Source organism: Pseudomonas corrugata (assembly GCF_050920615.1).
GTDB classification, from domain to species: Bacteria; Pseudomonadota; Gammaproteobacteria; order Pseudomonadales; family Pseudomonadaceae; genus Aquipseudomonas; species Aquipseudomonas corrugata.
The window spans coordinates 1,102,306-1,122,912 of the sequence record NZ_CP130434.1 but is presented as its reverse complement, the minus strand read 5'-3'; the positions used below and the strand labels follow the sequence as shown (position 1 = coordinate 1,122,912).

At 57.5% G+C, this 20,607-nt stretch carries 35 protein-coding genes; 8 read left to right on the top strand and 27 right to left on the bottom strand.

Annotation, left to right across the window (positions count from 1 at the left end; all coding sequences use genetic code 11):
* Positions 1–17: 17 nt before the first annotated feature.
* The 24 genes from QZH45_RS04885 to QZH45_RS04770 all read right to left on the bottom strand — a co-directional run bounded on the left by QZH45_RS04885 (position 18) and on the right by QZH45_RS04770 (position 14,670).
* Positions 18–539, bottom strand: coding sequence for a hypothetical protein (locus QZH45_RS04885; RefSeq protein ID WP_069018434.1), 522 nt, complete (start codon positions 537–539; stop codon positions 18–20).
* Positions 532–933 (bottom strand): phage head completion protein, encoded by a 402-nt coding sequence (locus QZH45_RS04880; protein WP_069018433.1) that lies wholly within the window; start codon positions 931–933, stop codon positions 532–534. The genes QZH45_RS04885 and QZH45_RS04880 overlap by 8 nt, the downstream gene beginning before the upstream one ends.
* 17 nt (positions 934–950) lie before the next feature.
* Entirely contained in the window at positions 951–1,271 is a 321-nt protein-coding gene (locus QZH45_RS04875; RefSeq protein WP_069018432.1) for a head-tail connector protein, read from the bottom strand.
* On the bottom strand, positions 1,264–1,539 hold the full coding sequence (locus QZH45_RS04870; protein ID WP_069018431.1) for a HeH/LEM domain-containing protein: 276 nt from the start codon (positions 1,537–1,539) through the stop codon (positions 1,264–1,266). Before QZH45_RS04870 ends, QZH45_RS04875 begins: the two co-directional genes overlap by 8 nt.
* A gap of 42 nt (positions 1,540–1,581) precedes the next feature.
* Positions 1,582–2,784 carry a phage major capsid protein gene (locus tag QZH45_RS04865; protein ID WP_069018430.1) on the bottom strand — a complete coding sequence of 401 codons (1,203 nt, stop codon included), beginning with the start codon at positions 2,782–2,784 and terminating at the stop codon, positions 1,582–1,584.
* 10 nt (positions 2,785–2,794) lie between these two features.
* Positions 2,795–3,454, bottom strand: a complete 660-nt coding sequence (locus QZH45_RS04860; protein ID WP_069018429.1) for an HK97 family phage prohead protease — start codon at positions 3,452–3,454, stop codon at positions 2,795–2,797.
* The gene (locus QZH45_RS04855; protein ID WP_069018428.1) at positions 3,432–4,658 is read right to left on the bottom strand and encodes a phage portal protein; all 1,227 of its coding nucleotides are present in this window, start codon (positions 4,656–4,658) and stop codon (positions 3,432–3,434) included. Before QZH45_RS04855 ends, QZH45_RS04860 begins: the two co-directional genes overlap by 23 nt.
* Positions 4,658–6,385 (bottom strand): terminase large subunit, encoded by a 1,728-nt coding sequence (locus tag QZH45_RS04850; RefSeq protein ID WP_069018427.1) that lies wholly within the window; start codon positions 6,383–6,385, stop codon positions 4,658–4,660. The genes QZH45_RS04855 and QZH45_RS04850 overlap by 1 nt, the downstream gene beginning before the upstream one ends.
* Positions 6,385–6,870: a phage terminase small subunit P27 family gene (locus QZH45_RS04845; RefSeq protein WP_069018426.1), complete on the bottom strand. Its 486-nt coding sequence runs from the start codon at positions 6,868–6,870 to the stop codon at positions 6,385–6,387. The genes QZH45_RS04850 and QZH45_RS04845 overlap by 1 nt, the downstream gene beginning before the upstream one ends.
* Positions 6,871–7,019: 149 nt before the next feature.
* Positions 7,020–7,403: an HNH endonuclease gene (locus tag QZH45_RS04840; RefSeq protein WP_069018425.1), complete on the bottom strand. Its 384-nt coding sequence runs from the start codon at positions 7,401–7,403 to the stop codon at positions 7,020–7,022.
* A gap of 2 nt (positions 7,404–7,405) precedes the next feature.
* A complete protein-coding gene (locus QZH45_RS04835) occupies positions 7,406–7,738 on the bottom strand; it encodes a phage holin, lambda family (protein ID WP_069018424.1) in 333 nt (110 codons plus the stop codon).
* A gap of 157 nt (positions 7,739–7,895) precedes the next feature.
* A complete protein-coding gene (locus QZH45_RS04830) occupies positions 7,896–8,117 on the bottom strand; it encodes a DUF2158 domain-containing protein (protein WP_069018423.1) in 222 nt (73 codons plus the stop codon).
* 173 nt (positions 8,118–8,290) lie between these two features.
* Positions 8,291–8,680 carry an antiterminator Q family protein gene (locus QZH45_RS04825; protein WP_069018422.1) on the bottom strand — a complete coding sequence of 130 codons (390 nt, stop codon included), beginning with the start codon at positions 8,678–8,680 and terminating at the stop codon, positions 8,291–8,293.
* On the bottom strand, positions 8,677–8,964 hold the full coding sequence (locus QZH45_RS04820) for a hypothetical protein (protein ID WP_069018421.1): 288 nt from the start codon (positions 8,962–8,964) through the stop codon (positions 8,677–8,679). The genes QZH45_RS04825 and QZH45_RS04820 overlap by 4 nt, the downstream gene beginning before the upstream one ends.
* A gap of 1 nt (position 8,965) precedes the next feature.
* Positions 8,966–10,354 (bottom strand): replicative DNA helicase, encoded by a 1,389-nt coding sequence (locus QZH45_RS04815; RefSeq protein ID WP_069018552.1) that lies wholly within the window; start codon positions 10,352–10,354, stop codon positions 8,966–8,968.
* The gene (locus QZH45_RS04810; protein ID WP_069018420.1) at positions 10,351–11,181 is read right to left on the bottom strand and encodes an ATP-binding protein; all 831 of its coding nucleotides are present in this window, start codon (positions 11,179–11,181) and stop codon (positions 10,351–10,353) included. The genes QZH45_RS04815 and QZH45_RS04810 overlap by 4 nt, the downstream gene beginning before the upstream one ends.
* The gene (locus QZH45_RS04805) at positions 11,165–11,968 is read right to left on the bottom strand and encodes a helix-turn-helix domain-containing protein (RefSeq protein ID WP_069018419.1); all 804 of its coding nucleotides are present in this window, start codon (positions 11,966–11,968) and stop codon (positions 11,165–11,167) included. The genes QZH45_RS04810 and QZH45_RS04805 overlap by 17 nt, the downstream gene beginning before the upstream one ends.
* Positions 11,965–12,195 (bottom strand): hypothetical protein, encoded by a 231-nt coding sequence (locus QZH45_RS04800; RefSeq protein ID WP_069018418.1) that lies wholly within the window; start codon positions 12,193–12,195, stop codon positions 11,965–11,967. The genes QZH45_RS04805 and QZH45_RS04800 overlap by 4 nt, the downstream gene beginning before the upstream one ends.
* Positions 12,192–12,788, bottom strand: coding sequence for a hypothetical protein (locus tag QZH45_RS04795; RefSeq protein WP_069018417.1), 597 nt, complete (start codon positions 12,786–12,788; stop codon positions 12,192–12,194). Before QZH45_RS04795 ends, QZH45_RS04800 begins: the two co-directional genes overlap by 4 nt.
* Positions 12,785–13,519, bottom strand: a complete 735-nt coding sequence (locus QZH45_RS04790) for a Rha family transcriptional regulator (RefSeq protein ID WP_069018416.1) — start codon at positions 13,517–13,519, stop codon at positions 12,785–12,787. The genes QZH45_RS04795 and QZH45_RS04790 overlap by 4 nt, the downstream gene beginning before the upstream one ends.
* Complete coding sequence (locus QZH45_RS04785; protein WP_069018415.1) at positions 13,516–13,815, bottom strand: hypothetical protein; 300 nt, start codon at positions 13,813–13,815, stop codon at positions 13,516–13,518. The genes QZH45_RS04790 and QZH45_RS04785 overlap by 4 nt, the downstream gene beginning before the upstream one ends.
* A complete protein-coding gene (locus QZH45_RS04780) occupies positions 13,812–14,111 on the bottom strand; it encodes a hypothetical protein (protein ID WP_069018414.1) in 300 nt (99 codons plus the stop codon). Before QZH45_RS04780 ends, QZH45_RS04785 begins: the two co-directional genes overlap by 4 nt.
* Positions 14,108–14,446, bottom strand: a complete 339-nt coding sequence (locus QZH45_RS04775) for a hypothetical protein (protein ID WP_155766203.1) — start codon at positions 14,444–14,446, stop codon at positions 14,108–14,110. Before QZH45_RS04775 ends, QZH45_RS04780 begins: the two co-directional genes overlap by 4 nt.
* On the bottom strand, positions 14,443–14,670 hold the full coding sequence (locus QZH45_RS04770; RefSeq protein WP_237140468.1) for a hypothetical protein: 228 nt from the start codon (positions 14,668–14,670) through the stop codon (positions 14,443–14,445). The genes QZH45_RS04775 and QZH45_RS04770 overlap by 4 nt, the downstream gene beginning before the upstream one ends.
* Here QZH45_RS04770 and QZH45_RS04765 point away from each other — a divergent pair.
* Positions 14,662–14,958, top strand: coding sequence for a hypothetical protein (locus tag QZH45_RS04765; protein WP_167355713.1), 297 nt, complete (start codon positions 14,662–14,664; stop codon positions 14,956–14,958). The two genes, QZH45_RS04770 and QZH45_RS04765, sit on opposite strands and share 9 nt — an antisense overlap.
* 351 nt (positions 14,959–15,309) lie before the next feature.
* On the opposite strand, the gene QZH45_RS04760 is transcribed toward QZH45_RS04765, so the two are convergent.
* A complete protein-coding gene (locus QZH45_RS04760) occupies positions 15,310–15,864 on the bottom strand; it encodes a KilA-N domain-containing protein (RefSeq protein WP_069018411.1) in 555 nt (184 codons plus the stop codon).
* Positions 15,864–16,199, bottom strand: a complete 336-nt coding sequence (locus tag QZH45_RS04755; RefSeq protein ID WP_081325357.1) for a transcriptional regulator — start codon at positions 16,197–16,199, stop codon at positions 15,864–15,866. Before QZH45_RS04755 ends, QZH45_RS04760 begins: the two co-directional genes overlap by 1 nt.
* A gap of 98 nt (positions 16,200–16,297) precedes the next feature.
* Here QZH45_RS04755 and QZH45_RS04750 point away from each other — a divergent pair, with 98 nt between their 5' ends.
* From QZH45_RS04750 to QZH45_RS04720, 7 genes are all read left to right on the top strand, one after another.
* The gene (locus QZH45_RS04750; protein WP_081325356.1) at positions 16,298–17,077 is read left to right on the top strand and encodes a S24 family peptidase; all 780 of its coding nucleotides are present in this window, start codon (positions 16,298–16,300) and stop codon (positions 17,075–17,077) included.
* Positions 17,078–17,200: 123 nt separating this feature from the next.
* Positions 17,201–17,518: a response regulator transcription factor gene (locus tag QZH45_RS04745; protein ID WP_069018409.1), complete on the top strand. Its 318-nt coding sequence runs from the start codon at positions 17,201–17,203 to the stop codon at positions 17,516–17,518.
* Between the two features lie 126 nt (positions 17,519–17,644).
* Positions 17,645–17,839, top strand: a complete 195-nt coding sequence (gene csrA, locus QZH45_RS04740) for a carbon storage regulator CsrA (protein WP_069018408.1) — start codon at positions 17,645–17,647, stop codon at positions 17,837–17,839.
* Positions 17,832–18,224, top strand: coding sequence for a hypothetical protein (locus QZH45_RS04735; RefSeq protein WP_069018407.1), 393 nt, complete (start codon positions 17,832–17,834; stop codon positions 18,222–18,224). The genes csrA and QZH45_RS04735 overlap by 8 nt, the downstream gene beginning before the upstream one ends.
* Positions 18,212–18,493: a hypothetical protein gene (locus QZH45_RS04730; protein ID WP_069018406.1), complete on the top strand. Its 282-nt coding sequence runs from the start codon at positions 18,212–18,214 to the stop codon at positions 18,491–18,493. The genes QZH45_RS04735 and QZH45_RS04730 overlap by 13 nt, the downstream gene beginning before the upstream one ends.
* On the top strand, positions 18,490–18,726 hold the full coding sequence (locus tag QZH45_RS04725; protein ID WP_069018405.1) for a hypothetical protein: 237 nt from the start codon (positions 18,490–18,492) through the stop codon (positions 18,724–18,726). Before QZH45_RS04730 ends, QZH45_RS04725 begins: the two co-directional genes overlap by 4 nt.
* Before the next feature lie 159 nt (positions 18,727–18,885).
* On the top strand, positions 18,886–20,079 hold the full coding sequence (locus QZH45_RS04720) for an Arm DNA-binding domain-containing protein (protein ID WP_069018404.1): 1,194 nt from the start codon (positions 18,886–18,888) through the stop codon (positions 20,077–20,079).
* On the opposite strand, the gene QZH45_RS04715 is transcribed toward QZH45_RS04720, so the two are convergent.
* Positions 20,072–20,590, bottom strand: a complete 519-nt coding sequence (locus QZH45_RS04715) for a hypothetical protein (protein WP_155766202.1) — start codon at positions 20,588–20,590, stop codon at positions 20,072–20,074. The genes QZH45_RS04720 and QZH45_RS04715 overlap by 8 nt on opposite strands.
* Between the last annotated feature and the right edge of the window lie 17 nt (positions 20,591–20,607).

The following is a 20,607-nucleotide window of genomic DNA, read 5'->3' as shown; positions in this document are numbered from 1 at the left end:
GTCCGTTGGGTCAGTGATCAGCCCAGGGCGGCGGCGAATGCGGCTGAGAGAATCGATTGAACTTGAGCGGAAGAATCTTGCAGGGCATCAGCCATGTAGTTGTCGCGAGGCTTGATGCGCCATTCGCCCGCGGCGCGATCAGCAAGAGCCGCGGCCCTGATACCCTTCGCCCTTCGATTAGACCGGCCTTTTCCTTGACCTGGAGCGAGCTTCCCTAGCCTCCTGCCCTTCTTCACGCCGTAGTGCAGATAGGCCGGGTAGAACTCTTCCATCGCAGCGGTTTTCGTCGGGGATATCCGCACCAGGAAGCCAGAGCGGGAAACCTTGAAGGAAACCGATTCGACCGTAGCGCCGGTCCGATTGTGCGGATAGCCATCCTGGCCTTTGCCCAACACCAGGTTCATCTGGGCGCGCTGAGTGATGAGCAGGCCCACCTTGCGCATCCCGGCGCGGATCTTGCGCTTGTCGAAGGCGTCACGTTCGAAGTTGTCGAAACCCTCGACATGCAGGTAGCCGTCAATCGATGCGGAGTTAGACATAGATGCCCGTCCCCGATTGTGCCGGGCTCATCTCTTCGACATCCAGCAGGGTGAAACGCCTGGAGTCGTTCATGTCCGCCGAGCGCTTCACTCGATAAAGAGGCGTGTCCGGAACGACCTCATAGCCCCCACCAGCACCCTTCCTCACATGCACAATCTCATGAGCATCAGTGATGCCATTCAAAAGCCTGATGGAGATCCGGTGCGTTATCTTGACGTCGGTCTGAACACCATCGGTATAGGTGGCGGTGCCGACAGGTTCAATACGGGCCCAGATCCCTTTCAATACAGAAAAGCTTGAATCAAGCCCCATATCCGCTGCCGGAGTGTCAGTGCGAAGCCGGACCGCAACCCGGCGCTTCATCTCACCAATCGTCGGTTCGCGATATCCCATCTTGGTGCCCCGCCTATCTACATGTTGACCCAGCGATGAGGCTTCCACAGGGCACTGGTCGCCATGGGAAGCTCGGAGATTTGGGTGTTGCTCGAAACCACCGGCTCCCGATAAACGTACCATTGCCCAATCAGCAGTAAGGCACCCTGCATAATCGCCGGAGTCATGAACAAGGCGTTATCGACCGGATCCGGCAGCACTCCTGCAGGGTCAATCAACTTTCGATTGGTCCAGGTTTCGAACGCGCTCAGGGCGGCATCCGTGTAGGCCTGAATCAGCGTATCCTCATCGTCGTGATCGACCTTCAGGTGGGCCTTCACAACATCAAGATCAATCATTTTTTGGCACCAACGCTTGAAGCTCTGGCTTCTTGGCGTTCTGGTCGAACTCGATCCCTTTCCCAGTGAGCCAAACGCGAAGATCTTCAATCTTCATTTTCAGCGGGTCAGGTTCGACAGCACCGCCAACAAGGGTTGCAACCCCCAAATGCTCGACGGCAACAAGAGCGCAGCGGTCGGTTACCTCTTGCTCGCCCACCTCGACCTGCACGACGTCGTTACCGTCGACAGCGAAGGGGAAAGCCTTGGTTACCAAAATTACTGGCATACACACCTCCAGAAGCCAGGGTGCCCGAAGGCACCCGGACAATTACGCTGCGCTGAGGGTCAGAACCTTAACGGCCTGGGAATCGACGAGCATGCCGCCGACGCGCTTGGTGGTGTAGAAACCCACGTAGGGTTTGTTGGTGTAGGGGTCGCGCAGAACTCGGGTACCGATGCGGTCAACGATGGTGTAAGCCCGCTTGAAATCGCCGAAGGCGATGGCATTCGCGTCGGCCGCAATATCCGGCATGTCTTCGTTTTCGGTGATGCCGTAGCCGAGCAGGCTCGATGGTTGACCCGCCTCGAGGCCTGGACGCCACAGATAGTTGCCGTCGCTGTCCTTGAGCTTGCGCACGTAGGCAACGGTGAGGTTGCCCATCATGAACTTGCCGTTGGCTCGATAGCCGGCTTTCAGAGAGTGAATCAAATCGATCATCGTGTCGCCGGTGAATGCACCCGCGGAACCTGAGATGATTTTCTGCAAGCTGCCGAAAGCGCGGACATCATCAGCCGTGGTGAGCAGCGGGTAAGCCAGCAACCCCTTCGGTTTGTTGGTGCCGTTGCCCAGGAGGAAAGCGTTACCTTCCTTCTCCGAAAACTCCCGGGCGACTTCGGAGTTCAGCCACTGCTCAGCATTGAAGAACATGTCGTCCAGGCTGGTCTGGGTGGCTTGAGGGTTCGAGTAGATCTCGCCCATGAACGCCGAGATCTGGCCCAAAGTAGGAGTTCCGGTTTCAGGCCGAGGATCAGTTTCGCCGACCCAGCCGGAACCGGCACCACCCAGCGCGACGAGGCGCTTATAGTCCGGCGAGCCGACGGTAATCTGGTTGCAGACCTGGCGCATCGGGGAGGTGTCGCGCAGCAGCTCAATGATCGTACGGTCCATTTCCTCCGGAACCGCATAGCCACCGTCTGCCTCAACGCCAACTTGCAGCGCTTTCGCCTGCAGTTCGCCCAGGCCAGTATCGGTCCCCTTGCGAACAAACTGCAGGAAGGCTGTTTTGTGCTCGCTGGCAGCCTTGGTGCCAGTGCCATCAGGCCGCTTGATACCGGCCAGTTCTTTCTCCAAGGCGGTTTTCAGCTCGTCCAACTCACTCAGCTTTTCGTTGAGCGTGTCGACCTGGCCGGACAACTTGCCCTTCTCAGCCTCCAGGCCCTCGATGCGCTTGTCGTTCTTCTCCTTGAACTCGTCGAACTTCTTGCCCAGGGCATCGGCGACTTCTTCGATATCTTTCTTTTCAACAGCCATGAGAGGCTCCTTACATTCGTTCAATCAGGGATTTGAGGGATTTCAGTGCTTCGTCGGCACCCGCCTCTCGCGGTGAAACTGCGCCGTAGCCCTTAGCCATGAAGGCCTTGGCTTGGGAGCCAGAAAACCCAACCTCTCGAAGGGCTCGCTCCACTTTGCTGGGCGGTGGCGTTTCACCGCGGGCCAGCAGAGATTTCACGTCGGTGATCCGGGCTTCATCGTTGGCAGGAAAGGTCACTGGGGATACTTCCCACAGATCAATCCCTTTCAAAATCCAGATGCCCTTCTCTTTGTCGTATTCGTAACCGTCATCCTCGAGCATGTAGCCGATAGACAATCCGGTCAGACTGCCGGCCTGCATGTGCCCATGAGCTCGCTTCGCGAGCGGGTCTGAGTCGACCAGCAGCCGGCCTTTCACGTACAAGCCAACATCGTCTTCGCGCATCTCCGTATAGATGCCGATCGGCTCGCTCATCTGGTGTTGCCAGAGCATCGCCGGTAGCCGGCCCTTTTCCTTCCACTTGGCCAGGCTTGCGGCGAAGGCGCCGCGTACAACCACGTCGCTGTAACTATCCACAACGCCGAACACGGACCCGTAGCCTTCGAACTCGCCGCTGTCGCTGACCGACTTGATGGTCAACGGCACATCAAGACGCTGTTTTGTTTGCATCGCCGGCCGCCTCTGGATTGGTGGTCATGTTCATGGGGGTGAGGTAGATGTCGCCGCCCTCGCGGGGGTTCTCATCCTCGAGTTCACGGCAGTCGTTGGGGCTCAATATTCCCCACTGAATACCCTTGCCGTAGGATTCATAGCGCCCTTTAAGGTCGCCTCGCATCAGTGCGCCAGCATTGAACTTGGCGTAATGGGTCAGCCGATCCTTTTCATTGAGCAACCCAACCTGAATGCGGTGCTCAATGCGCGTCATGATCGGAACCAGTGAGTAGTTCACAAAGCTCATGCCCATGTGCTCGATGTTGTTGAGCGTCATTTTTTCCATGCTCGCCACCAGGTGCGGCGGCACACGGAAAAGACCGCAGATCTGCGCCTCGGTCATTTTCTTTGACTCGATGAACTGGGTGTCCTGGGCATTGAGACTGATGGGTTTCCACTCCAGCCCCATCTCCAGAATCATCGGCTTATAGGCATTTGCTACGCCCATGTGTTCGCCTTGGAACTCCGTCTTCAACCGATTAAAGGCGTCGTCTGATAGCTCTTGGCTGGTCTGCAATACGCCGCTGGTTACTGCGCCATTGGTGAACAACTTAGCGGCATGGGTATCCATGGCTTGTCCCAAGCCAAGGGCCTGCCGTGCATAAGCGATTGGGTTCAAGCCGGTCAGCCCATCCAGCGTAAAAAGCCGAACGTGCCAGATTTCGTCCTGGGTCAGGACCTTCGGCCCGGACTTGAATTCGACGGTGTACTCGACGGTCCAGTCATCCTTCAGCTTTGGCTTTACCTGGTCAGGGTTGATCGGCAACAACTCCACGACATTGCCCAGCGCAACGACCTTGTAGGCGAAGAAGTTCCCCCGTAAACATAGGCACGCCACCAGCAACTCCCAAAATTCCTGGGCGGTCATATAGCCGTTCGGGGCCATCGTGAGCAGTGGGTAAAGCCTGTGGGTATCTGCCGGTAGCCTGACCCTTCCCGTTTGCTTAAGAAGGCGACACGGCAACATCCCGATTGACTCGGCCAGAACACGAACACAATTGAAAACCACCAGTTGCTGTAGTGCACTCGTGGTTGTCACCCGCTGCCCGGCCGTGGTTTCGTAACCGGTGCCCAGCGCTTGGGCCAGTTTCTCAGGCGTGTCGATTATCTGGGGGTCGCCCTTGATGCCGAAGAATCGGCCGATTGTCTTGAATAGCGACATTAGAGCTTCCTGATTCCGTGTTTCGTGATGTGGCCGGAGAGCGTTTCCTCGGGATGCGCATTCGCCAGGACGCGACCAATAGCCATAATCAAGGCCACCGCTCCGTCGATCTTGTTGTCATCGCCCTGCTTGATTGGTCTGACGACATCGTCATTGCCTGGCAGAAACTTGCCGATGACGTTGCCGATACACCAGGTCATGATCGGATTGCCGTCGTGATGGAACCGGCCGGCAGTAATCGCCGCCTCCAGTTCCTTCATGGGGTCGCTCATGTTGGTGTAGTTCTGGGTGATCGTGACGGGGTTCAGACCCTCATCGTCCAGATCGTGAGAGAGCCCAGTGGCCCCGTGGGGGTCGATTGGGCACTCCCGTACAGGCGCCAAGTGGTTGGCTTCCTTCGCCTCCGCCAAAATTTCGCGGTAGTCAACCTCGGCGCCATCAGTGGTAAGCAGGTGTCCGGTGTTGATCCACGCTTGGAACCGCTCAGCCATCCGCCGGTTGTCGGTGTCGTTGGCCGTATCCTCAGGGACCCAGAACTTCGGCGAGATCGAGTAGTAATGCGTCTTGCCGTCGATGACCCGCCAGAACAGACGAGCCATCGAGTTCATGTCGAGCTTGCGCGCCAGGTCGAACCCCAACATGCACTCCTGCCCCTCGAACATCTCCAGGGTCAGTGTCTTGTCTTCGCAGGACCGCCAGGTTTCGACGTTGAAGAATCCAGCCTTCGCACTCACCCATAAGTTCAGGTGCTTTGTCTTGAACGTGTTGGTGAAGCGGGCCGAGCGGATAGCCCGGGCCAACTGGCTTTCCAGATATTCCTGGAACACTGAGACGCCCATGCACGGGTTGGCCTTGGCCAGGTTCTTTGGGTCGGTCCAGTCGTCACCTTCGTCCAATGTCCAGATGTAGCCGAACAGCTCGGGGTCGGGCACCGTGCCGTTGAGCATTTCTAGAACTTGGCGGCGCTTGTCGTAGCAAGGCCCTTCGATGTTCGCGCCGGCGGTGGTAATGATGAACATCAGCGGCTGCCGACGTGCCCCCATACCGGTCAACATGGTGTCGTATTGGGCGGCGCTGTCGTGTTCGTGAAACTCGTCGATGATCGCGCAGGAGGGCGACGCACCGTCGCCCGGGTTGCCAATCAACGGCTCGAAGCGACTGCAATCCGACGGTATGTTCATGTTCGAGGCGTTGACCTCGATACCGGCCGCCTCGATCAACATCGGTGAGCGCATGACCATCAAGCGCGCCGGACGGAACACTTCCCAGGCTTGCTTCTCGGTGGTCGCACCGGAATAGACTTCAGCGCCGAACTCGTTGTCGGCAACGAACATGCCGATGCCCACGCCGGCGGCGATGACACTCTTTCCGTTCTTCCGAGGGACTTCCCAATAGCTTTCCCGGAACCGACGGTAGCCGCCCTTCTTCTTTACCCAACCGAAGGTGCACGCCAGGCCGAACAACTGCCACGGCTCAAGGGTGATGAGCTGCCGCTTGAACGCCCATTCGCCTTTGGTGTGCGGCAAAAGCTGCATCAGCTTTAGCTTTTTCTCGGCTTTCTTCGGGTCGAACTTGTACGCAAACGACTTGAGCCGGCTCGCGGCGACGTCGTCGAAGTGCCTCTGAATGGACTGATGAATGTATCGGCAGGCTGGAAACTTGCCTTTCAAAACGGTTCTCGCCCAAGCCATCGCCTTGTCGACGTTTGGGTGGGCGGTCTTGGCCATCAGCTACTCAATAATTTGGCGAACTCGTTGGTTGAGGTTTGCTTGTTTCCGCCAATGATTCGGGTACGGCTGGAAGGATCCAAGCCGAGCAACGACCCGAACGTAACCAATTGGCGCATGGATTCGTTCGCGGCAGTGAGCGCCGGGTTCTTCATGGGGCTGCCCTGGGCAGACTCGACAACAATCCCGAACTGCTGGACGGCTTCTTCAGCCATCCGCCACTTGTCATAGGCGGTGCAAAACGCCTCGACGTTGTGTAGATCGGTGAGCGCGACGACGTGCTCACGGAGCAATTCCGGGATCAACATCCGCCACATCGTGGCCGCGCGATCGCTCAGCCACTCCGGCGGATCGATATCCGTCACCGTGGAAAAATGCGGCTCTGCTGTGTTCAGCGCGCGCTTGCCGGGATTTCCGGCGAGTGCTTTTTTGGCCGTTGGCTTGGGTTTGCGACCACGGCCGGCGACCGTGGCGGTGCCCCCCATCGCGCAACTCCTGATTTTTTAATTTCGCGGTCGTGAAAGAAAGGCTGGGCGGACGGTCTAGAAGACAAAAGCTCTGAACTTTTGACCCTCCCCCTCCCCGCTAATGGGATTTATTCTCATTAAAGCTAATTTCCGTGCATTCTGCACGATCACCGCCTTGGGTTGCCCCATCCACCATCCTCGCGAGCCGTCTTCCGGCTGTGGCAGCTATGGCACAGCGACTGCCAGTTGTTTCGATTCCAGAAGATCGCCGCGTCACCCTTGTGAGGGATGATGTGGTCCACCTCAGTGGCCGCGACCACCTCGCCGTGACGATCATGCTCAGCACACAACGGATTGCGAGCCAAGAAGCCCTTGCTCGCCTTCTGCCATTTGTAGGTGTAGAGCCGCTGTGTGCTGCTCTCGCGCTTCTTCGCTGCCAGGCGCTCGGCCTGTGCAGTAACCAGGTGAGCATGCTCGTCGCAGTACTTGGCGTTACGCGTCAAGGTACGGCAGCCTTGGGCAAGGCAAGGGCGCTGTGGTCTTTGGGGCATGACTACTCCGCTCCTCGGCGAGGTAGCTTGAAGTCCGTGACCCGGTCAGCAATGGCCCGGATCTTTTCGACACCCAGGAACCCAACCCATCCACCGGCGAAGGTAGCCATGCTCTGAGGCAGGCCGAAGAAGTCCAAGCCACTGATGATCGTCAGGGTCAGCCCACCACAGATAGCTCCTTCCACCAGCATCTGGCGACGCGTGCCGCCACCATAGGTGATACGCAGGACAGCCATAGCGCAGGACAGCGCAGCCGCGTACAGGACAGGCGAATGCTGGCTCAACCACGCAAGCGCTACCGCCCAGGTGTCTGGTTTGTCTGGCATGTTAGGCATCTCGATTCCTCCCCGTCAGGGAGTATGGGACTCGGCCGCACAGGGCCCGGGAGGATTGAATCTGCTCCGACAACACTCCCAATTCGGAGCGATGGGTGTGGCAGAGCCGAAAACGAAAAAGCCCAGCACGGTGGCTGGGCTTGGACAAAAAAACTGATTATTCACTGACGTGTTCGAGCACCGACTTCTTGAATCTGTCCTTAACGCGCTTTGCACCATCCATCCACTCACAAAGAACGAAGTCGTGGCTCAACGTACCCCGCTTTACCTTGGTTCCGATGGTAAACCCTCCGACTTCGATGGGCCCTTGATCATAAATGACCATATCAGGGCCTCCGCTTTTCAAACGAACGACTTGACCTTCAAGAAATTCCGACATGCCAGTTCCCTGCAGTTGTGGGTGGGTTCTTTACCCATATTGGGACATCTGGCGTGATTTCAACTGGCCATTAAAAAGCCCGACGCAATGGCCGGGCTTTCGATGAGTGTCGCGCTTGAAAAGCTGAACACAGTGCCATGAAAACAGGTGTTTATCCGCGTGGAAAGGCTTTTTTAAGCCGCCTCGCGAATTCCCTCCAAAGCGCAATCAATCCAGGCGACCCCTGCCTTTATCACCTCCCTCGCCTTCGCCTCTCCTATGCCGGCATCCCGAGCGATGCGTAGGGCCGGCCACTTGGCTCCGAAGTAAAGCCAGATGAAGTCTCCCATCTGGACGTCACGAACAATCAGCCGGGACACCGCTCCATCGATGACCAGCGCTAAGTCATCGGTCAATGAATACTCCTTCACTCCCCCCTCACAGGGCGTGTTGTCGCGGATCAGTGCGTAGAGGGGAGACACGTACCGCGGGACGCCCATCCCATCCATCCTCCAGAACCCCCACTGTTCTAGCAGCCACTCAGTGTCACCCAGAGGTTTTCCAACATAGGTTCGCTTCTTCATGCCGTTCTCCTCGGATCGGGGTTACTCAAGCCAAACAGATCACGGAGCAATCGATCAGCAGGTTTGTTCTTTGCATTGCCGTCAATAAGCCATCGCTGGCCAAAATCGTGGAAGCCAATCTGAGCGCGGTTGCCATGCCAGCTCGCAACCATATCCAGCAGGTAGGCGAGCGCTAGCGGTCCACCAACCTTGACCTTGGCAAGCTCCTCACCGGCGATCTTTAGAAAGCGGCGCTCCAAGTCACTCATACTCTTGCGCGGCAAAGCCGCGGTTACGTTATTCATTTCAAAACCTCCCCTTCAAGCGGTCGGCAAGGGGGCGGTTCATCTCCACCTCCTCGTTGCTCGGCTCGCGGCCGACAAAATTGACGAAGCGGGCGTACTGCCCCTGTCGCTGTACCAGGCAGGAGCCAGGCTCGGCCTGCCGACCTTTGTCCAAGATCAATTCAGTAACGCCCTGCTCGCCCATCTCGGAATCTGGATCGTGATGCACCAGGATCACGGCATCGGCGTCCTGCTCGATCTGTCCCGAGTCGCGCAGGTCACTTGCCTGAGGCTTTTTGTTGGCACGGGCAGTTGGGTTGCGATTCAGTTGCGCCAGCACCAGCACAGGAACCCCCAACTCCTTGCTCAGGTTCTTCATCGCAATCGATATCTTCCCTACCGCCTCGCCCCTGTTCTGCGTTTTCCCGTCGGTACTGACCAGGCCGAGGTAGTCGACCATGAGGATGTCCAAGCCAATCTCCCGTTGGAGCTTTATGGCTTCGGCTCGGATGGCGGGCATCGTCAATCCAGGAGTGTCATTCAGGTACAGGTCCGCGTCCTTGATCTTGCTGGCGGCGATACCAATGCGATCCCACTCCTCCCTCTCCAGGCACTTGACCTCCTCCATCCGGCGCAGATCGATACCGCCTTGGGCGGCAATCGTCCGGACGGTCAACTCCTCCTCGCCCATTTCCAAGCTGATAATCAATCCGACGCCCCTGCCGCGGATGGCGACGTGATTGACGATCTGCAACCCGAGCATTGTCTTGCCGCTTCCCGGCCGCCCAGCGATGACGACCATAGACTTTGGTCTCAGGAATCCAATCAACTTGTCGAGATCCTCAAGCCCCGTGGATAACTTCTGCGGTGCCCGGTCATTGAGCGCGTCATCCATGTTGCCCAGTACCACCGGCAGTACGTCGCTCATCCGCTTGTAGCCGGCCTTGTCCGATGCGCTGAGGTCACGCAGGTCAGCCAGCGCTAGATCACACTGATCAAGGATTTCGTCAGCTGGCAAATCACCGTAGACACCGGTGTCTACTATCCGCCCGAGGTCACGAAACTGACGGACCAGCGCCCATTTCCTGACCTGCTGGGCGTAGGTCCTCCAGTTAGCGGCCGATGGGACGTTCCGGCAAAGGTCTATGGTGTATTCCAACGTGGTTTTCCCGCTGGGCAGATAGCGCTGAATCGAGCCCAGCGTCACCGCGTCGACGGGCATCCGCTGCGACTGGCAGTCGCAAATCACATCGAACAGCGCTGCGTTGTCCTGGTGCCAGAAGTCTCCAGACTTCATCTGCGAGACGATTTCTTCCAGCATCACGGCGTTCCCCTGAAGCGATGCGATCATGATCGCGCCCAGCACGCCCTGCTCTGACTCGAGGCGGTAATACTTGTCCTCTTGGTTCATGCGCGTCCCCTTGCCGAAGCCCATGTGAAGCCTACTAGCAGCGCACCGTTTTCCCGAAGCCGATCCAGCGCACGGGCGCCGATGTACTGCTCAAGGCTGGGCGCATGCTTCCCGTCTGCGTCTTGCTTCGATCTAGCTGGGAGGTTGGAGACCACCACCGTCGGGCGCACCAGGTTGTACCGCCGATCAAAGACCTCATGCAGGACGCCCAGCTCGTACTGGGTGCCCGCCTGGGCGCCGACCTCGTCGATCACAAGCAGGTCGAAGCTCGCCAGTTCGTTGATCACGTCGCCCTCGGCGTAACCGGCGTTGCGGTCCATCGAGCGCTTGAACACGCGGATGATCTCCGCAGCGGTGGTGATCACCGCCACGGCCCGGTGCTCGCGGATCACGTGCTGGACGATGCCGCTGGCCAGGTGCGTCTTGCCGTTGCCGACGTTGCCGCACAGCAGCAGGTTGCGCCCAGCCTGGTAGTGCTCACCGAAGTTGTCGGCGTAGCCCCGGCACGTTTCCAGCGCCTGGTTCATCGCAAGGGTGGTGGCGCGGTAGGTGGCAAAGGTGCATTCGGCAAACCGAGGCGTGATGCCAGAGCCTACAAGCGCGCTGTTGACGCTTTCGGCTCGCAGGTTGGCCAGCGCCTGTGAATGCTCTTCGCTGCCCTGAGGCGCAACGCGCAGGCCGTGGTACTGGCATTGCTTGCACGGGCGAATAGCTGTCGAGCCGTCAAACTGCTCCACCTCTGAACGTGCGATCGAACCATGGACCGTGCATTCGCCGGTGAACGTGCGCTGCTCAGGCTGGCGACGGAAGTTAGAACGCTGGGCCATTGCCGCCTCCTTGATACATGTCGTCGGTGTGGACCGGCAGGTTGTTGAAAGCCGAGGCTTTGCCGTTCTTGGCGCCAGCACCAGGCAGCACCGAATCCGGGTAGATGTCCGACCAACTGCTGGTGGTGGACTTATCCAGGACGGCATCCGGGTCGGGATGGTTGGCCAGCTTCTTGGCAATCAGCTCACAGGCTCTCAGGGTCAACGGTGCCCGCTTCGCCTTTCGCATTTCACAGAAGTCTGCCCAGGCGTTATCGGATGCGTTGGCTGGCTTGGCAGTCAGTGGATCGAATTTCGGAGCCTTGGTCTTTCTAACCTTCTCCGGTGCCTTGGCGCCTTCTTTTTGGTTAAGGATGGTTAATGGGTGGTTAAAGGGTGGATTGGGTGCACCCGGTGCACCCCGTTCGGTCGTGGTGTGCACCCCGTTCTGTTCTGGCGTGCACCCCGTTGCGTCTTCAGGTGCACCCCGCTCGGAGCGGGGTGCATCCTGTGCACCCCGTGAAAGGTCAAGGTCATAGCACACCGGAACACGGTCACGCTGGGTGATATAGGCCGCAGCAACTGCCTGATTTCCGCGCTTTATCAACCCAATCGACTCCAACTCACGAAGCCGATATTGAACGGTGCGGGGTGCCAGGCCGGTATCAAGCGCGAGACTAGAAACGGCAGGGAATGCAGCACGACCGGACTGGTCGGCATAGTTGGCCAGGCACAAGAGCACATGCCGTGTGTGCGAGTCGGTGACAACCTGCTGGGTAAGCGCCCAGGACATAGCTTGAACACTCATATGTCCAACTCCCACGTCACACGGCGCACAAAATCGTCATAGGTCTCACTCATGGCGAAGCCGGCCTGTTCCAGCATCTCGCGATGGGCCTTGGCGCCGCTGTACATCATCCAGCGATCGCGCTCGGGCAGAGCGGCGAATGAGACATAGCTCGGCCAGGGGCCGACGATTACAGGCGACGCTGGAGCATCCAGGGAAAGAGCATCAGCTTTGGTGGTGGTGATCATTGAAGTGTCTCCCCTGGCTTGCGGCTGATCTGGGCAGCCATCGCCTCCACTGATCCACCAGACAGACGCAGCACCAGCCGGCGCAGCGCAGTGGTCGCGTCGATGGAGAGCGTACGGGCTTCGTCGAGTGCCAGACCTGTCGGTGAGTGGTCCATCAGCAGGATGCGAGCACGGTCGCTGTAATTAAACGCCGCGCAGGCTAGTTGCTGGTCCGTCAGGCCGTCGAACGCCTCATCGGGAAGGCACTCGCCCGGGAATACAACCACAGGAATGAGGTTCGCTGGTCGTGGTTCCCCCTCCAGCAAGTTGCGTCTCATAGCCTCCAAATGATCTTGGGCGACTTGCCTCGCGTCGTGACCAGTCCTGCGTCTGAACAGCGCCTTAAGCGCGTAGTAGGCGCGGTAGAGATCGAGGTAAGTGTCATCCTCCTTTTCAATGGAGTATTCAGGCTCGTCGATCACCTCAAGCGTGTCCTTGACGACCTCGAAACACTTCAACAGCAGGGCTGCATCGGCGAATCTCTCGAAGTGAGCCTCGTCGATATGCTCCACGAGCGGTTCCTGCTGGGCAGGGAAATTCAGAACGTTTTTCATGCGAGGTTCCTCTGGCGCAGCTTGAAGCGGCCTTGCTGAATATCTGGATGGGTGGCGCGCTCTGCCGTGACGAAAGTGCACTCGGCGGCGAACCGGTCGAAGCGGCGAGTGATGTCGGCCGTTGGCCAAATCGGATACGGCTGCGCACCGTCGTCAGCGTGCTTGCTGCGGACCATCGCGAACGGCAGCGGCGCCCCCGGAATGTCGCGCATCACGGCGTTGATGACCCATTGGGGAATGCCGTGGCGCAAGTTGATGCGCTCGCGGATCGTGGTCATGGACTCGAAGCCGGCAGGCCGTGAGTCGAGGTAACGAACTTGCTCGACTTTGGCCACCCGGGTTTCGATCCGATCCAGCGCCACCTGCTGCTCTCGCTGCTGACGCTCGACTGCCACCAGGTGGTTGGCGTTGGCGGCGGTAATCTCGGCCTGGGTCATCGGACGAGCCGCTTTTTCTTCCAGCGCCTGCCAGCGGTCTACCAGCGCGGCGGTAAATTCAGGACTGAGTTGAGCGACCACTACGAAGCTGTCGCGCTTGCATACTTGGTACTGCTCGACCGTCTGGCCGAGGTGGTTTTTAACTTCCTCAATTTGAGGGAGTTGAATGGTTTTGCGCTCAATCAGCGTTTCAATAGTCCGCTTCACGTTGTCGTGACGCTTACCGACCAACTCGGCGATCTCTTGCGAGGACATGGTGGCGGCATCGCCGCCTTGGAATTTGGCGATGGTCATTGGCAACTCCTGAGATGCACGGCGTCGTGCGAAGCGCCAGCGTGTCGGCTCTTCCAGAAAAAGTTTCGAGTGGCGAAAGTGATCGATTCCAGGCGGCGTTCGATCTCCGTGGCAAGCGGATGGTCCCAGCCGCCGTCGAGCGCTGGAACGATCTGAGCCAGCAGGATCGAGCGCAACTCGCCGAACATTGCGCGGGCCTCGTTCATCCGTGCCATTTGTTCAGCGCTGACGCTCACATCGGCAAGTAACTCACCCTCAACCGCGACGAGAGAGGTGATTGAAAGGGAGGTCTTCACGGCTGCACCTCCACAGAATGCGACACGATTTTGTTATTCGTGTTTTGTGTCGCGGGCTTTTCCTCCCCCAGCTGTTTGAACTGCTCGATGGCGCTATACACGCCTGCGAAACCGGTGTCGCTCAAGTACTTCGCAAGCTCAGCCAAAGCGCTGGCGGATCGGCCATCGCCGTGGAGGTGGTCAAGCTGGATAGCACTGGCCAGCGCGCTGAGCCACTCGAGCTGGTCTTTGGCGGCGAGCAGTTGAAACTCCGCCTCTTGAGCGAGCTCAGGCATGGTGGGTAGTGGCTTGTTCATCTGGCATCCCCTTGGTGAGGGATGTTCTGCAGCCTGTATGCAGCAGCAGCCCCGGCTTCGGCCATCGACATGGACAGCAAGGCAAGCGAGTTGATAAGCCAGCCAGCACTCATTGCGAGTTCGTTGGTTAGCTCGTTGTGGTTAGCTGCATGAGCGATGAGTTCGCCAACAGCTGCGACCCCGTGCAGAGTGCTGATCTGGAAGTTGTCATTGGCGTTTTCTACGCACTGGAGTTGCTCGACCTGTTCAGGCGTGAGGCGAGCACCCTTGGATGAGCAGGCTGGAAACTCGCGCTCGACGTCGATAAGCAGTTGGTTCCACATTGGAGGCTTCATTTGGCGTCCTCCGCGTCCAACTCAGCGCCCTTCTGAACCGACCAGACCAGCGCACTGACGGTTTCAGCCAGGAAGCCCAGCGCAGAGAGACCGTCGCAATAAACCAACTCGCCCATGTTCGTGCTGTCGTGCAGGTGACCGCAGATCTGGGCCAGGCCCGAGGACAGGACCTTGGCTGTTTGGAGCGCGTCTTCAGCGTTCGTACCGGCGGCTACGTGAAGCATTTGGATGCCTCGGTTGTCGATTGGCGTGTTGAGAAAGCCAACGTGGCCTGTCAACAATGCTTGCGATGCAAGTGGGTTAGTGCTATTTTTCGGGTGCATGAAATCGTTCTCCAGAACGAAGATTCAAAAAAGTCCATTGGCGTGGACTGGTTAAGAAGGCTCGCGAATGCGGGCCTTTTTGTTGCCCGCGATTTAGCCGGACAACAAAAACTGGGATGGAACGTGCTGGCTCATGCCGTATTCCTTTTTACATTGGGCAGGCAAAGGCCAACCATTGGAAGTCGCTGAACAGGCCCTGGCGAGGGCCTTCCTTTTTCACTCGAACGTACTCATTAATCGAGGGCCTCAGGAGGGGCGAGTGATCCTTATCTGTAATAGTGGCCAGGTACTGCCCCATTTCTGAGATTTCCCCCTGCAGCCGAGTTAATGGTCTACTAAGTGCACTTTGATTTCTTTTAAACTCGATTAAAGAATTTCCAGCGCAACTTGGAAAAGTTTTCGCATGCAGAAACAAAATCGGCCGAACCGCACCGGCTTGCACATTGTTGCAAAGCGACTGACAAAAAGTACTTTCAGCCCCATGTAAGATTTCCTGGGCCTGCGACACCGGCTTACCTTGAAGCTGGGATGGGCAGACCTTCATAGCAAGGCCCGCAAACGTGGTTGGTCTGGACGATTCAGTTCGAGCGCCATCTGGATCGAATTGATCTTGCGCTCGACCTCTAGGCTAAGATTGGGTTCGTCACGCTGCCACTCCCACAAGCCACTACCGCACGCACTGGCCAGCGCCTTACGATCATTGAATTTTTTGCAGGTGCGGTTGAGGTCTTCGAGCGCAGAAGGCACGCGATGCAAAATCTCCTCGATGCGTGTGTCACACCACACCGAAAACTTTGCACTGAGCCAGCGAGCAAAGTGAATTGCGAGCTTCGGGTGCAGCCATGTGCCGCCGCCCCGATCAGCCCGGGCCTTACTGGTTTTTACATACCCGGAATTCCGGGTATCTAGAATTTTCGACTCGCCACCGGTCAGATGCTCATCAAGCGCCTGGATGTACTCCAGCGTGTCTGCGTTATCCAGCCAGTGGTCAATGCGCTTGCCGAAACGGTTGGCCAAGTTGGTGGCGTGGAGCCAGCCGTCCGTGCTGAAACGAACGGACTTTCCCTGATACTCGAACGGGATGACGTTGCTCATTACGCCACCTCCGCACTACTGGACAAAACACCAGCACCTACAGTGGACTGACCCGGCGGTGAGATTGAGCGTACATTTGCGTTCAAGGTAGGCAGCGCCTTAGCGTTGGAAAATTGATCCACATTCCAGGACGGGTCCCACTGAAGATCCGGACGAAGCGCGTGGCGACTAACGTTCCCGTCCGTAGCGCTTTCAATCTGGAGAGCCCTTTCGGCGGTGATTGCTCTGTCACCTGAAACGAGCCTGGATAGATACGAAGCAGTCACGCCCAGCCTGAGCGCAAGCACTTTCTTGCCGCCGCGGGGAAGCTCCGCAAGGTATTCGGACAGGTTCATTTTTATTTACCCAATGGTGCACTTAATTTGCAGACTACCTGATTTATGTACCATTTCAAGGTAATTTTCCATCAGGGAAATAAAAGGTACAGTTTGGTATGGACATAAATGACTCGCATCAACTCAAAAACGTGCGCAGGCTCCGATTGCGTGAGCTCGTGGCGACTCGCTTTGGCGGGAAGCAATCTGCATTCGCAGAAGCTATAGGGCGCTCCCCATCCTATGTGGCCAGGATGTTTTCGGATAACCCGGCACACTCAAGGAATATCGGAGAATCGTTGGCGCGGCAGATTGAAGGAATGTGCCATTTGCCTAAAGGTTGGCTGGATGAATCTAAAGGCTTAGGTTTGGCCCTTTCTGCAGTGCGCGAATCAGGATCCAGTGCTGGTGAAGCCGTTGAGTCGATAGATGTCAGAAAATGGGATTCCACAGATGACCATGAATATCCATTTCTGCATGTCACCATACCTACGCTTGAAATTCCTGAAAGCTGGGGAAAACACTCGCAGGGTGCCGATAGCGAAACCCCAGTAAGGGCTATCGTGTTTGACCTAGCGTGGTTGCGAAGATCAATGTCCATGACAGACATTTCGAACCTGCGCATGTCAACGGGTCTCGGGGACAGCATGGCCCCGACGATCAAGCATGGGGACCTGCTCGTCGTAGACGTAGGTATCACAGAGGCCCTTTACGATGCGGTGTATGTAGTCAGGATTGGCAGCGTGCTCACCATCAAGCGTATCCAGGTGGACATGGATGGAATTCGCATCCTGTCAGATAATCCGCAGTTCAAAGAAGTCAGCATTCCTCGCGACATGATGGATCGAATCTCGGTGGTAGCACGCGTTGTCTATATTTGGAGTGGAGCTAGAACGTGACATCCATCGTTAAACAAACCCGCTGATGCGGGTTTTTTTTGGTAAATTTTGCACGTGAGTGATTGACATAAATTTACCAATTGGTACTCTTCATTCCATCGCAACCCGCATGGAGCTACCAATATGAACGCAGCAACCACTCTCACCATCGGTAACTGGACTGGCTACCTTGGCATGGGCCTAGCTGAGCGTGAGCTGCAGTGCGTCATAGGAATCGCCATGGGGCAGACAAGTAAAGAGCTGGCGCGTGACCTCGGTATAGAAGCCGAAACCGTCAAAAAGCGCGTCCTTTCGGCATCGACAAAGCTTGGCGTGCTTCGTCGCGCGCAGCTCGTTGCGGTAGCGATCAGCAGAGGGTTCATCACCTTGGCGCTGAGCTCTACACCCGACCCACAACATGATCACAACCAGGACAAGCACCAAAGCGTATTCATCGCGTGATCAGCGGCGTGCGCCTGTGCGCGGGCGCAGTCCGGTGATCAGCGAAGCCTGACCCACACCTTCAACGTTTTTGCGAAAGCCAACAACGCAGCCGGGATTCGTTCGGCCTGAAAAAGGAGCAACATCATGTTGATTCTCACCAGAAAGCCCGGGGAAACCATCCGCATCAATGACGACATCAGCATCATGGTGTTGGGCGTCAGCGGTCAGCAGGTGCGCATTGGCGTGACAGCGCCGGCGCACGTCGAAGTGCATCGCGAAGAGATCTACCAGCGCATTCAGGTGGAAACCAACCGCGCCAAGGAGCCTGCACATGCATAGCAAAGCTCCCCGCCCGCTGATCGACCGGATCAGCATCGTCCTGCGCCCGGCCGACGGGCAGACGCTGGAGCAGATCGCGCCGTTCATTCAGCTCGGTGCCCCCGTGGCCATCGGACGCGGCCTGGCGGTGATCGCCGGCGCAAGCGATCAAGAAGTGGTGACGCCGAGCATGGGCGCCCAGGAGTTCTGCATCGACGGTCACGTCCGGATGATGGCGAACGCCAAGCGCTACGAGTGGCTGCGCGACCGGCAGATCATTGAAGCCCCCAACACCGACATTCTGGTGATTGCTGGCGACTCTTACTTTACCGGCGCCGAGCTGGACAAGATCGTCGATGACGCCATGCGTCTCGAAGTCATGGAGGGCGCACCATGCGAGCAATGATCACCGCCCTCCTGCTGCTGGTCGCTGGCCAGGCCTTCGCCAGTGAGCAGGTCATCAGCGTTCAGCACGACAGTCAGCGCCGCGTCACCTGCTGGATCCTGAACAACACCGGAATCAGCTGTCTGCCCGACAGTTCGCTCCTACAGGTTCGGGAGTCCGCTCCCACAGATGAAACCCAGACAGCACGGGCCTCGATGGACAGCAACACAGCCGAATATGATCGCTTTCCGACGGTTTCGCTCCCACAAGGTGAGAGGCTCCAGATATGAGCACCAGCGCGCAAAAAATAGCCGGGATCAGCAACGAGTTCGCGGGTCTGGGGGCTCGCCTGGTGCGGCTCGGTCACGCGCTACAGGAGCCCAGCACCACAGTTAACGAACTGGCGGCCCTGGCAATGGCGTGTGGGATCAAGCTTCAGATGCGCGCCGTGGCCGATTCGGAAGACCGTGTCGCGACCCAACCCACGGATAACGAAATCGTGTCGCGACACGGTATTCGGTGAAGTCATGCGCTATGTGACCGTCAGGAAATTTGCCAGCGAGTCTGGCTACACAGAGGACGCGATCCGCTCAAAGATCCGTGACGGCATCTGGCGGCTCGGTGAGATATGGATCAAAGCGCCGGATGGCCGGACGCTTCTCGATATAGAGGGATATGAATCATGGGTAGAGGCGGGCGGGGAGTTCGGGCAGTCTCCGATTCGAGTATCGAAATCACGTTCATGTATCGGGGCGTCCGGTGCCGCGAGCGGATCACGCTCAAGCCCACCGCCACTAACCTGAAGAAAGCCGAGCAGCACAAGGCAGCGATCGAGCACGCGATATCGATCGGCACCTTCGACTACTCGGTGACCTTTCCCGGATCGGCCAGGGCGGCGAAATTCAAGCCCGAAGCTTCCCGCGAGACAGTGACAGGCTTTTTGACCAGGTGGCTCGAGGCAAAACAGAAACACGTCGCCAGCAGCACCTTCGATGGATATCGGAAGTTGGTCAACCTGCGCCTCATCCCATCCCTGGGCGACACGATGCTCGTGGATTTGAAGCGGAAGGTGGTTCGCGACTGGCTCGACACCCTGGAGGTGAGCAACAAGACGCTCAGCAATATCCAGAGCTGCCTACGCTCCGCGCTGAACGACGCGACAGATGAAGAGTTGATCGAGTTGAACCCGCTTGCTGGCTGGACGTACTCACGCAAAGCTGCGCCCCCCAAAGAGGATGACGTCGACCCGTTCAGTCCAGAGGAACAACAGGCGGTGCTGAGCGCGCTATCCGGCCAGGCCCGCAACATGATGCAGTTCGCTCTCTGGACCGGCCTGCGCACGAGCGAACTGGTGGCGCTGGATTGGGGCGATATCGACTGGCTTCGCGAAGAGGTGATGGTGAGCCGCGCAATGACCCAGGCGAGCAAGGGGAAGGCAGAGATCACGAAGACTGCCGCCGGGCGCCGCAGCGTGAAGCTGCTCAGACCAGCCATGGAAGCATTGAAAGCGCAAAAGATGCATACGTTCCTAGCTGATGCCGAGGTCTTTCAGAATCCACGGACGCTTGAGCGCTGGGCCGGCGACGGGCCGATCCGGAAAACCATGTGGGTTCCAGCGATGAAGAAAGCGGGCGTCCGGTATCGCCGCCCTTACCAGACTCGCCACACCTATGCATCTATGATGCTGTCTGCAGGAGAGCACCCTATGTGGGTGGCAAAGCAGATGGGACATACCGATTGGACGATGATCGCCCGGACTTACGGCCGGTGGATGCCGTCGGCCGACGACGATGCAGGGGGAAAAGCAGAAAAAGCCTTTGCAGGTAATAACTTGCTGCTGGTCATAGAAAGTTTAAACGGTACTGCGGTCAGCTAGGCTTCTTTTTTTCTTTCGGAGAGGTCTTTTCTTCCTGCTTCGGTTTGCCATAAAGCCAGTATGCTGCGATCCCATACAACCCCAGTACCGTGCCTGTAGTCGAGGTCATAAAGGTGATCAACAGAGTATCGGATAGTTTAAACGGCAAATATGAATATTCTTTCGAAATCGGAGTAAACCATTGCCCGAAACCTTGCAATAGAATCACAAAAAAGATTACGAATATCCACAAAATAGCTAACACCAAAAGCAGATTACTATGGGATAGACGCATGCCATGAATATCGTTGGCATGCCTCCGCTTTTGAGCTTGGTCGTCATTGTTAGCGAAAGCTTGCATTTCACCCGCTAGCTTAGGATCAAGTAGCGGTGACTGGGCTGATGATAAGGGCGGAAGAAACTCGCTATTAGACTGTTCTTCGTTATTAGCAAAGGCAGTCGCTTCTTCCGCTGCCGCCGTATCAGAAAGGGGGGAATTAGACTGTGGAGTCGGTGGCAAGAACTCGCTCAATTATCCTTCAGGCGAAT

Excerpts from the sequence above, each read along its gene's own strand:
- QZH45_RS04885 (WP_069018434.1), bottom strand. The coding sequence starts at position 539 with ATGTCTAACTCCGCATCGATTGACGGCTACCTGCATGTCGAGGGTTTC.
- QZH45_RS04880 (WP_069018433.1), bottom strand. The coding sequence starts at position 933 with ATGGGATATCGCGAACCGACGATTGGTGAGATGAAGCGCCGGGTTGCG.
- QZH45_RS04875 (WP_069018432.1), bottom strand. The coding sequence starts at position 1,271 with ATGATTGATCTTGATGTTGTGAAGGCCCACCTGAAGGTCGATCACGAC.
- QZH45_RS04870 (WP_069018431.1), bottom strand. The coding sequence starts at position 1,539 with ATGCCAGTAATTTTGGTAACCAAGGCTTTCCCCTTCGCTGTCGACGGT.
- QZH45_RS04865 (WP_069018430.1), bottom strand. The coding sequence starts at position 2,784 with ATGGCTGTTGAAAAGAAAGATATCGAAGAAGTCGCCGATGCCCTGGGC.
- QZH45_RS04860 (WP_069018429.1), bottom strand. The coding sequence starts at position 3,454 with ATGCAAACAAAACAGCGTCTTGATGTGCCGTTGACCATCAAGTCGGTC.
- QZH45_RS04855 (WP_069018428.1), bottom strand. The coding sequence starts at position 4,658 with ATGTCGCTATTCAAGACAATCGGCCGATTCTTCGGCATCAAGGGCGAC.
- QZH45_RS04850 (WP_069018427.1), bottom strand. The coding sequence starts at position 6,385 with ATGGCCAAGACCGCCCACCCAAACGTCGACAAGGCGATGGCTTGGGCG.
- QZH45_RS04845 (WP_069018426.1), bottom strand. The coding sequence starts at position 6,870 with ATGGGGGGCACCGCCACGGTCGCCGGCCGTGGTCGCAAACCCAAGCCA.
- QZH45_RS04840 (WP_069018425.1), bottom strand. The coding sequence starts at position 7,403 with ATGCCCCAAAGACCACAGCGCCCTTGCCTTGCCCAAGGCTGCCGTACC.
- QZH45_RS04835 (WP_069018424.1), bottom strand. The coding sequence starts at position 7,738 with ATGCCTAACATGCCAGACAAACCAGACACCTGGGCGGTAGCGCTTGCG.
- QZH45_RS04830 (WP_069018423.1), bottom strand. The coding sequence starts at position 8,117 with ATGTCGGAATTTCTTGAAGGTCAAGTCGTTCGTTTGAAAAGCGGAGGC.
- QZH45_RS04825 (WP_069018422.1), bottom strand. The coding sequence starts at position 8,680 with ATGAAGAAGCGAACCTATGTTGGAAAACCTCTGGGTGACACTGAGTGG.
- QZH45_RS04820 (WP_069018421.1), bottom strand. The coding sequence starts at position 8,964 with ATGAATAACGTAACCGCGGCTTTGCCGCGCAAGAGTATGAGTGACTTG.
- QZH45_RS04815 (WP_069018552.1), bottom strand. The coding sequence starts at position 10,354 with ATGAACCAAGAGGACAAGTATTACCGCCTCGAGTCAGAGCAGGGCGTG.
- QZH45_RS04810 (WP_069018420.1), bottom strand. The coding sequence starts at position 11,181 with ATGGCCCAGCGTTCTAACTTCCGTCGCCAGCCTGAGCAGCGCACGTTC.
- QZH45_RS04805 (WP_069018419.1), bottom strand. The coding sequence starts at position 11,968 with ATGAGTGTTCAAGCTATGTCCTGGGCGCTTACCCAGCAGGTTGTCACC.
- QZH45_RS04800 (WP_069018418.1), bottom strand. The coding sequence starts at position 12,195 with ATGATCACCACCACCAAAGCTGATGCTCTTTCCCTGGATGCTCCAGCG.
- QZH45_RS04795 (WP_069018417.1), bottom strand. The coding sequence starts at position 12,788 with ATGAAAAACGTTCTGAATTTCCCTGCCCAGCAGGAACCGCTCGTGGAG.
- QZH45_RS04790 (WP_069018416.1), bottom strand. The coding sequence starts at position 13,519 with ATGACCATCGCCAAATTCCAAGGCGGCGATGCCGCCACCATGTCCTCG.
- QZH45_RS04780 (WP_069018414.1), bottom strand. The coding sequence starts at position 14,111 with ATGAACAAGCCACTACCCACCATGCCTGAGCTCGCTCAAGAGGCGGAG.
- QZH45_RS04775 (WP_155766203.1), bottom strand. The coding sequence starts at position 14,446 with ATGAAGCCTCCAATGTGGAACCAACTGCTTATCGACGTCGAGCGCGAG.
- QZH45_RS04770 (WP_237140468.1), bottom strand. The coding sequence starts at position 14,670 with ATGCTTCACGTAGCCGCCGGTACGAACGCTGAAGACGCGCTCCAAACA.
- QZH45_RS04760 (WP_069018411.1), bottom strand. The coding sequence starts at position 15,864 with ATGAGCAACGTCATCCCGTTCGAGTATCAGGGAAAGTCCGTTCGTTTC.
- QZH45_RS04755 (WP_081325357.1), bottom strand. The coding sequence starts at position 16,199 with ATGAACCTGTCCGAATACCTTGCGGAGCTTCCCCGCGGCGGCAAGAAA.
- QZH45_RS04750 (WP_081325356.1), top strand. The coding sequence starts at position 16,298 with ATGGACATAAATGACTCGCATCAACTCAAAAACGTGCGCAGGCTCCGA.
- QZH45_RS04745 (WP_069018409.1), top strand. The coding sequence starts at position 17,201 with ATGAACGCAGCAACCACTCTCACCATCGGTAACTGGACTGGCTACCTT.
- csrA (WP_069018408.1), top strand. The coding sequence starts at position 17,645 with ATGTTGATTCTCACCAGAAAGCCCGGGGAAACCATCCGCATCAATGAC.
- QZH45_RS04735 (WP_069018407.1), top strand. The coding sequence starts at position 17,832 with ATGCATAGCAAAGCTCCCCGCCCGCTGATCGACCGGATCAGCATCGTC.
- QZH45_RS04730 (WP_069018406.1), top strand. The coding sequence starts at position 18,212 with ATGCGAGCAATGATCACCGCCCTCCTGCTGCTGGTCGCTGGCCAGGCC.
- QZH45_RS04725 (WP_069018405.1), top strand. The coding sequence starts at position 18,490 with ATGAGCACCAGCGCGCAAAAAATAGCCGGGATCAGCAACGAGTTCGCG.
- QZH45_RS04720 (WP_069018404.1), top strand. The coding sequence starts at position 18,886 with ATGGGTAGAGGCGGGCGGGGAGTTCGGGCAGTCTCCGATTCGAGTATC.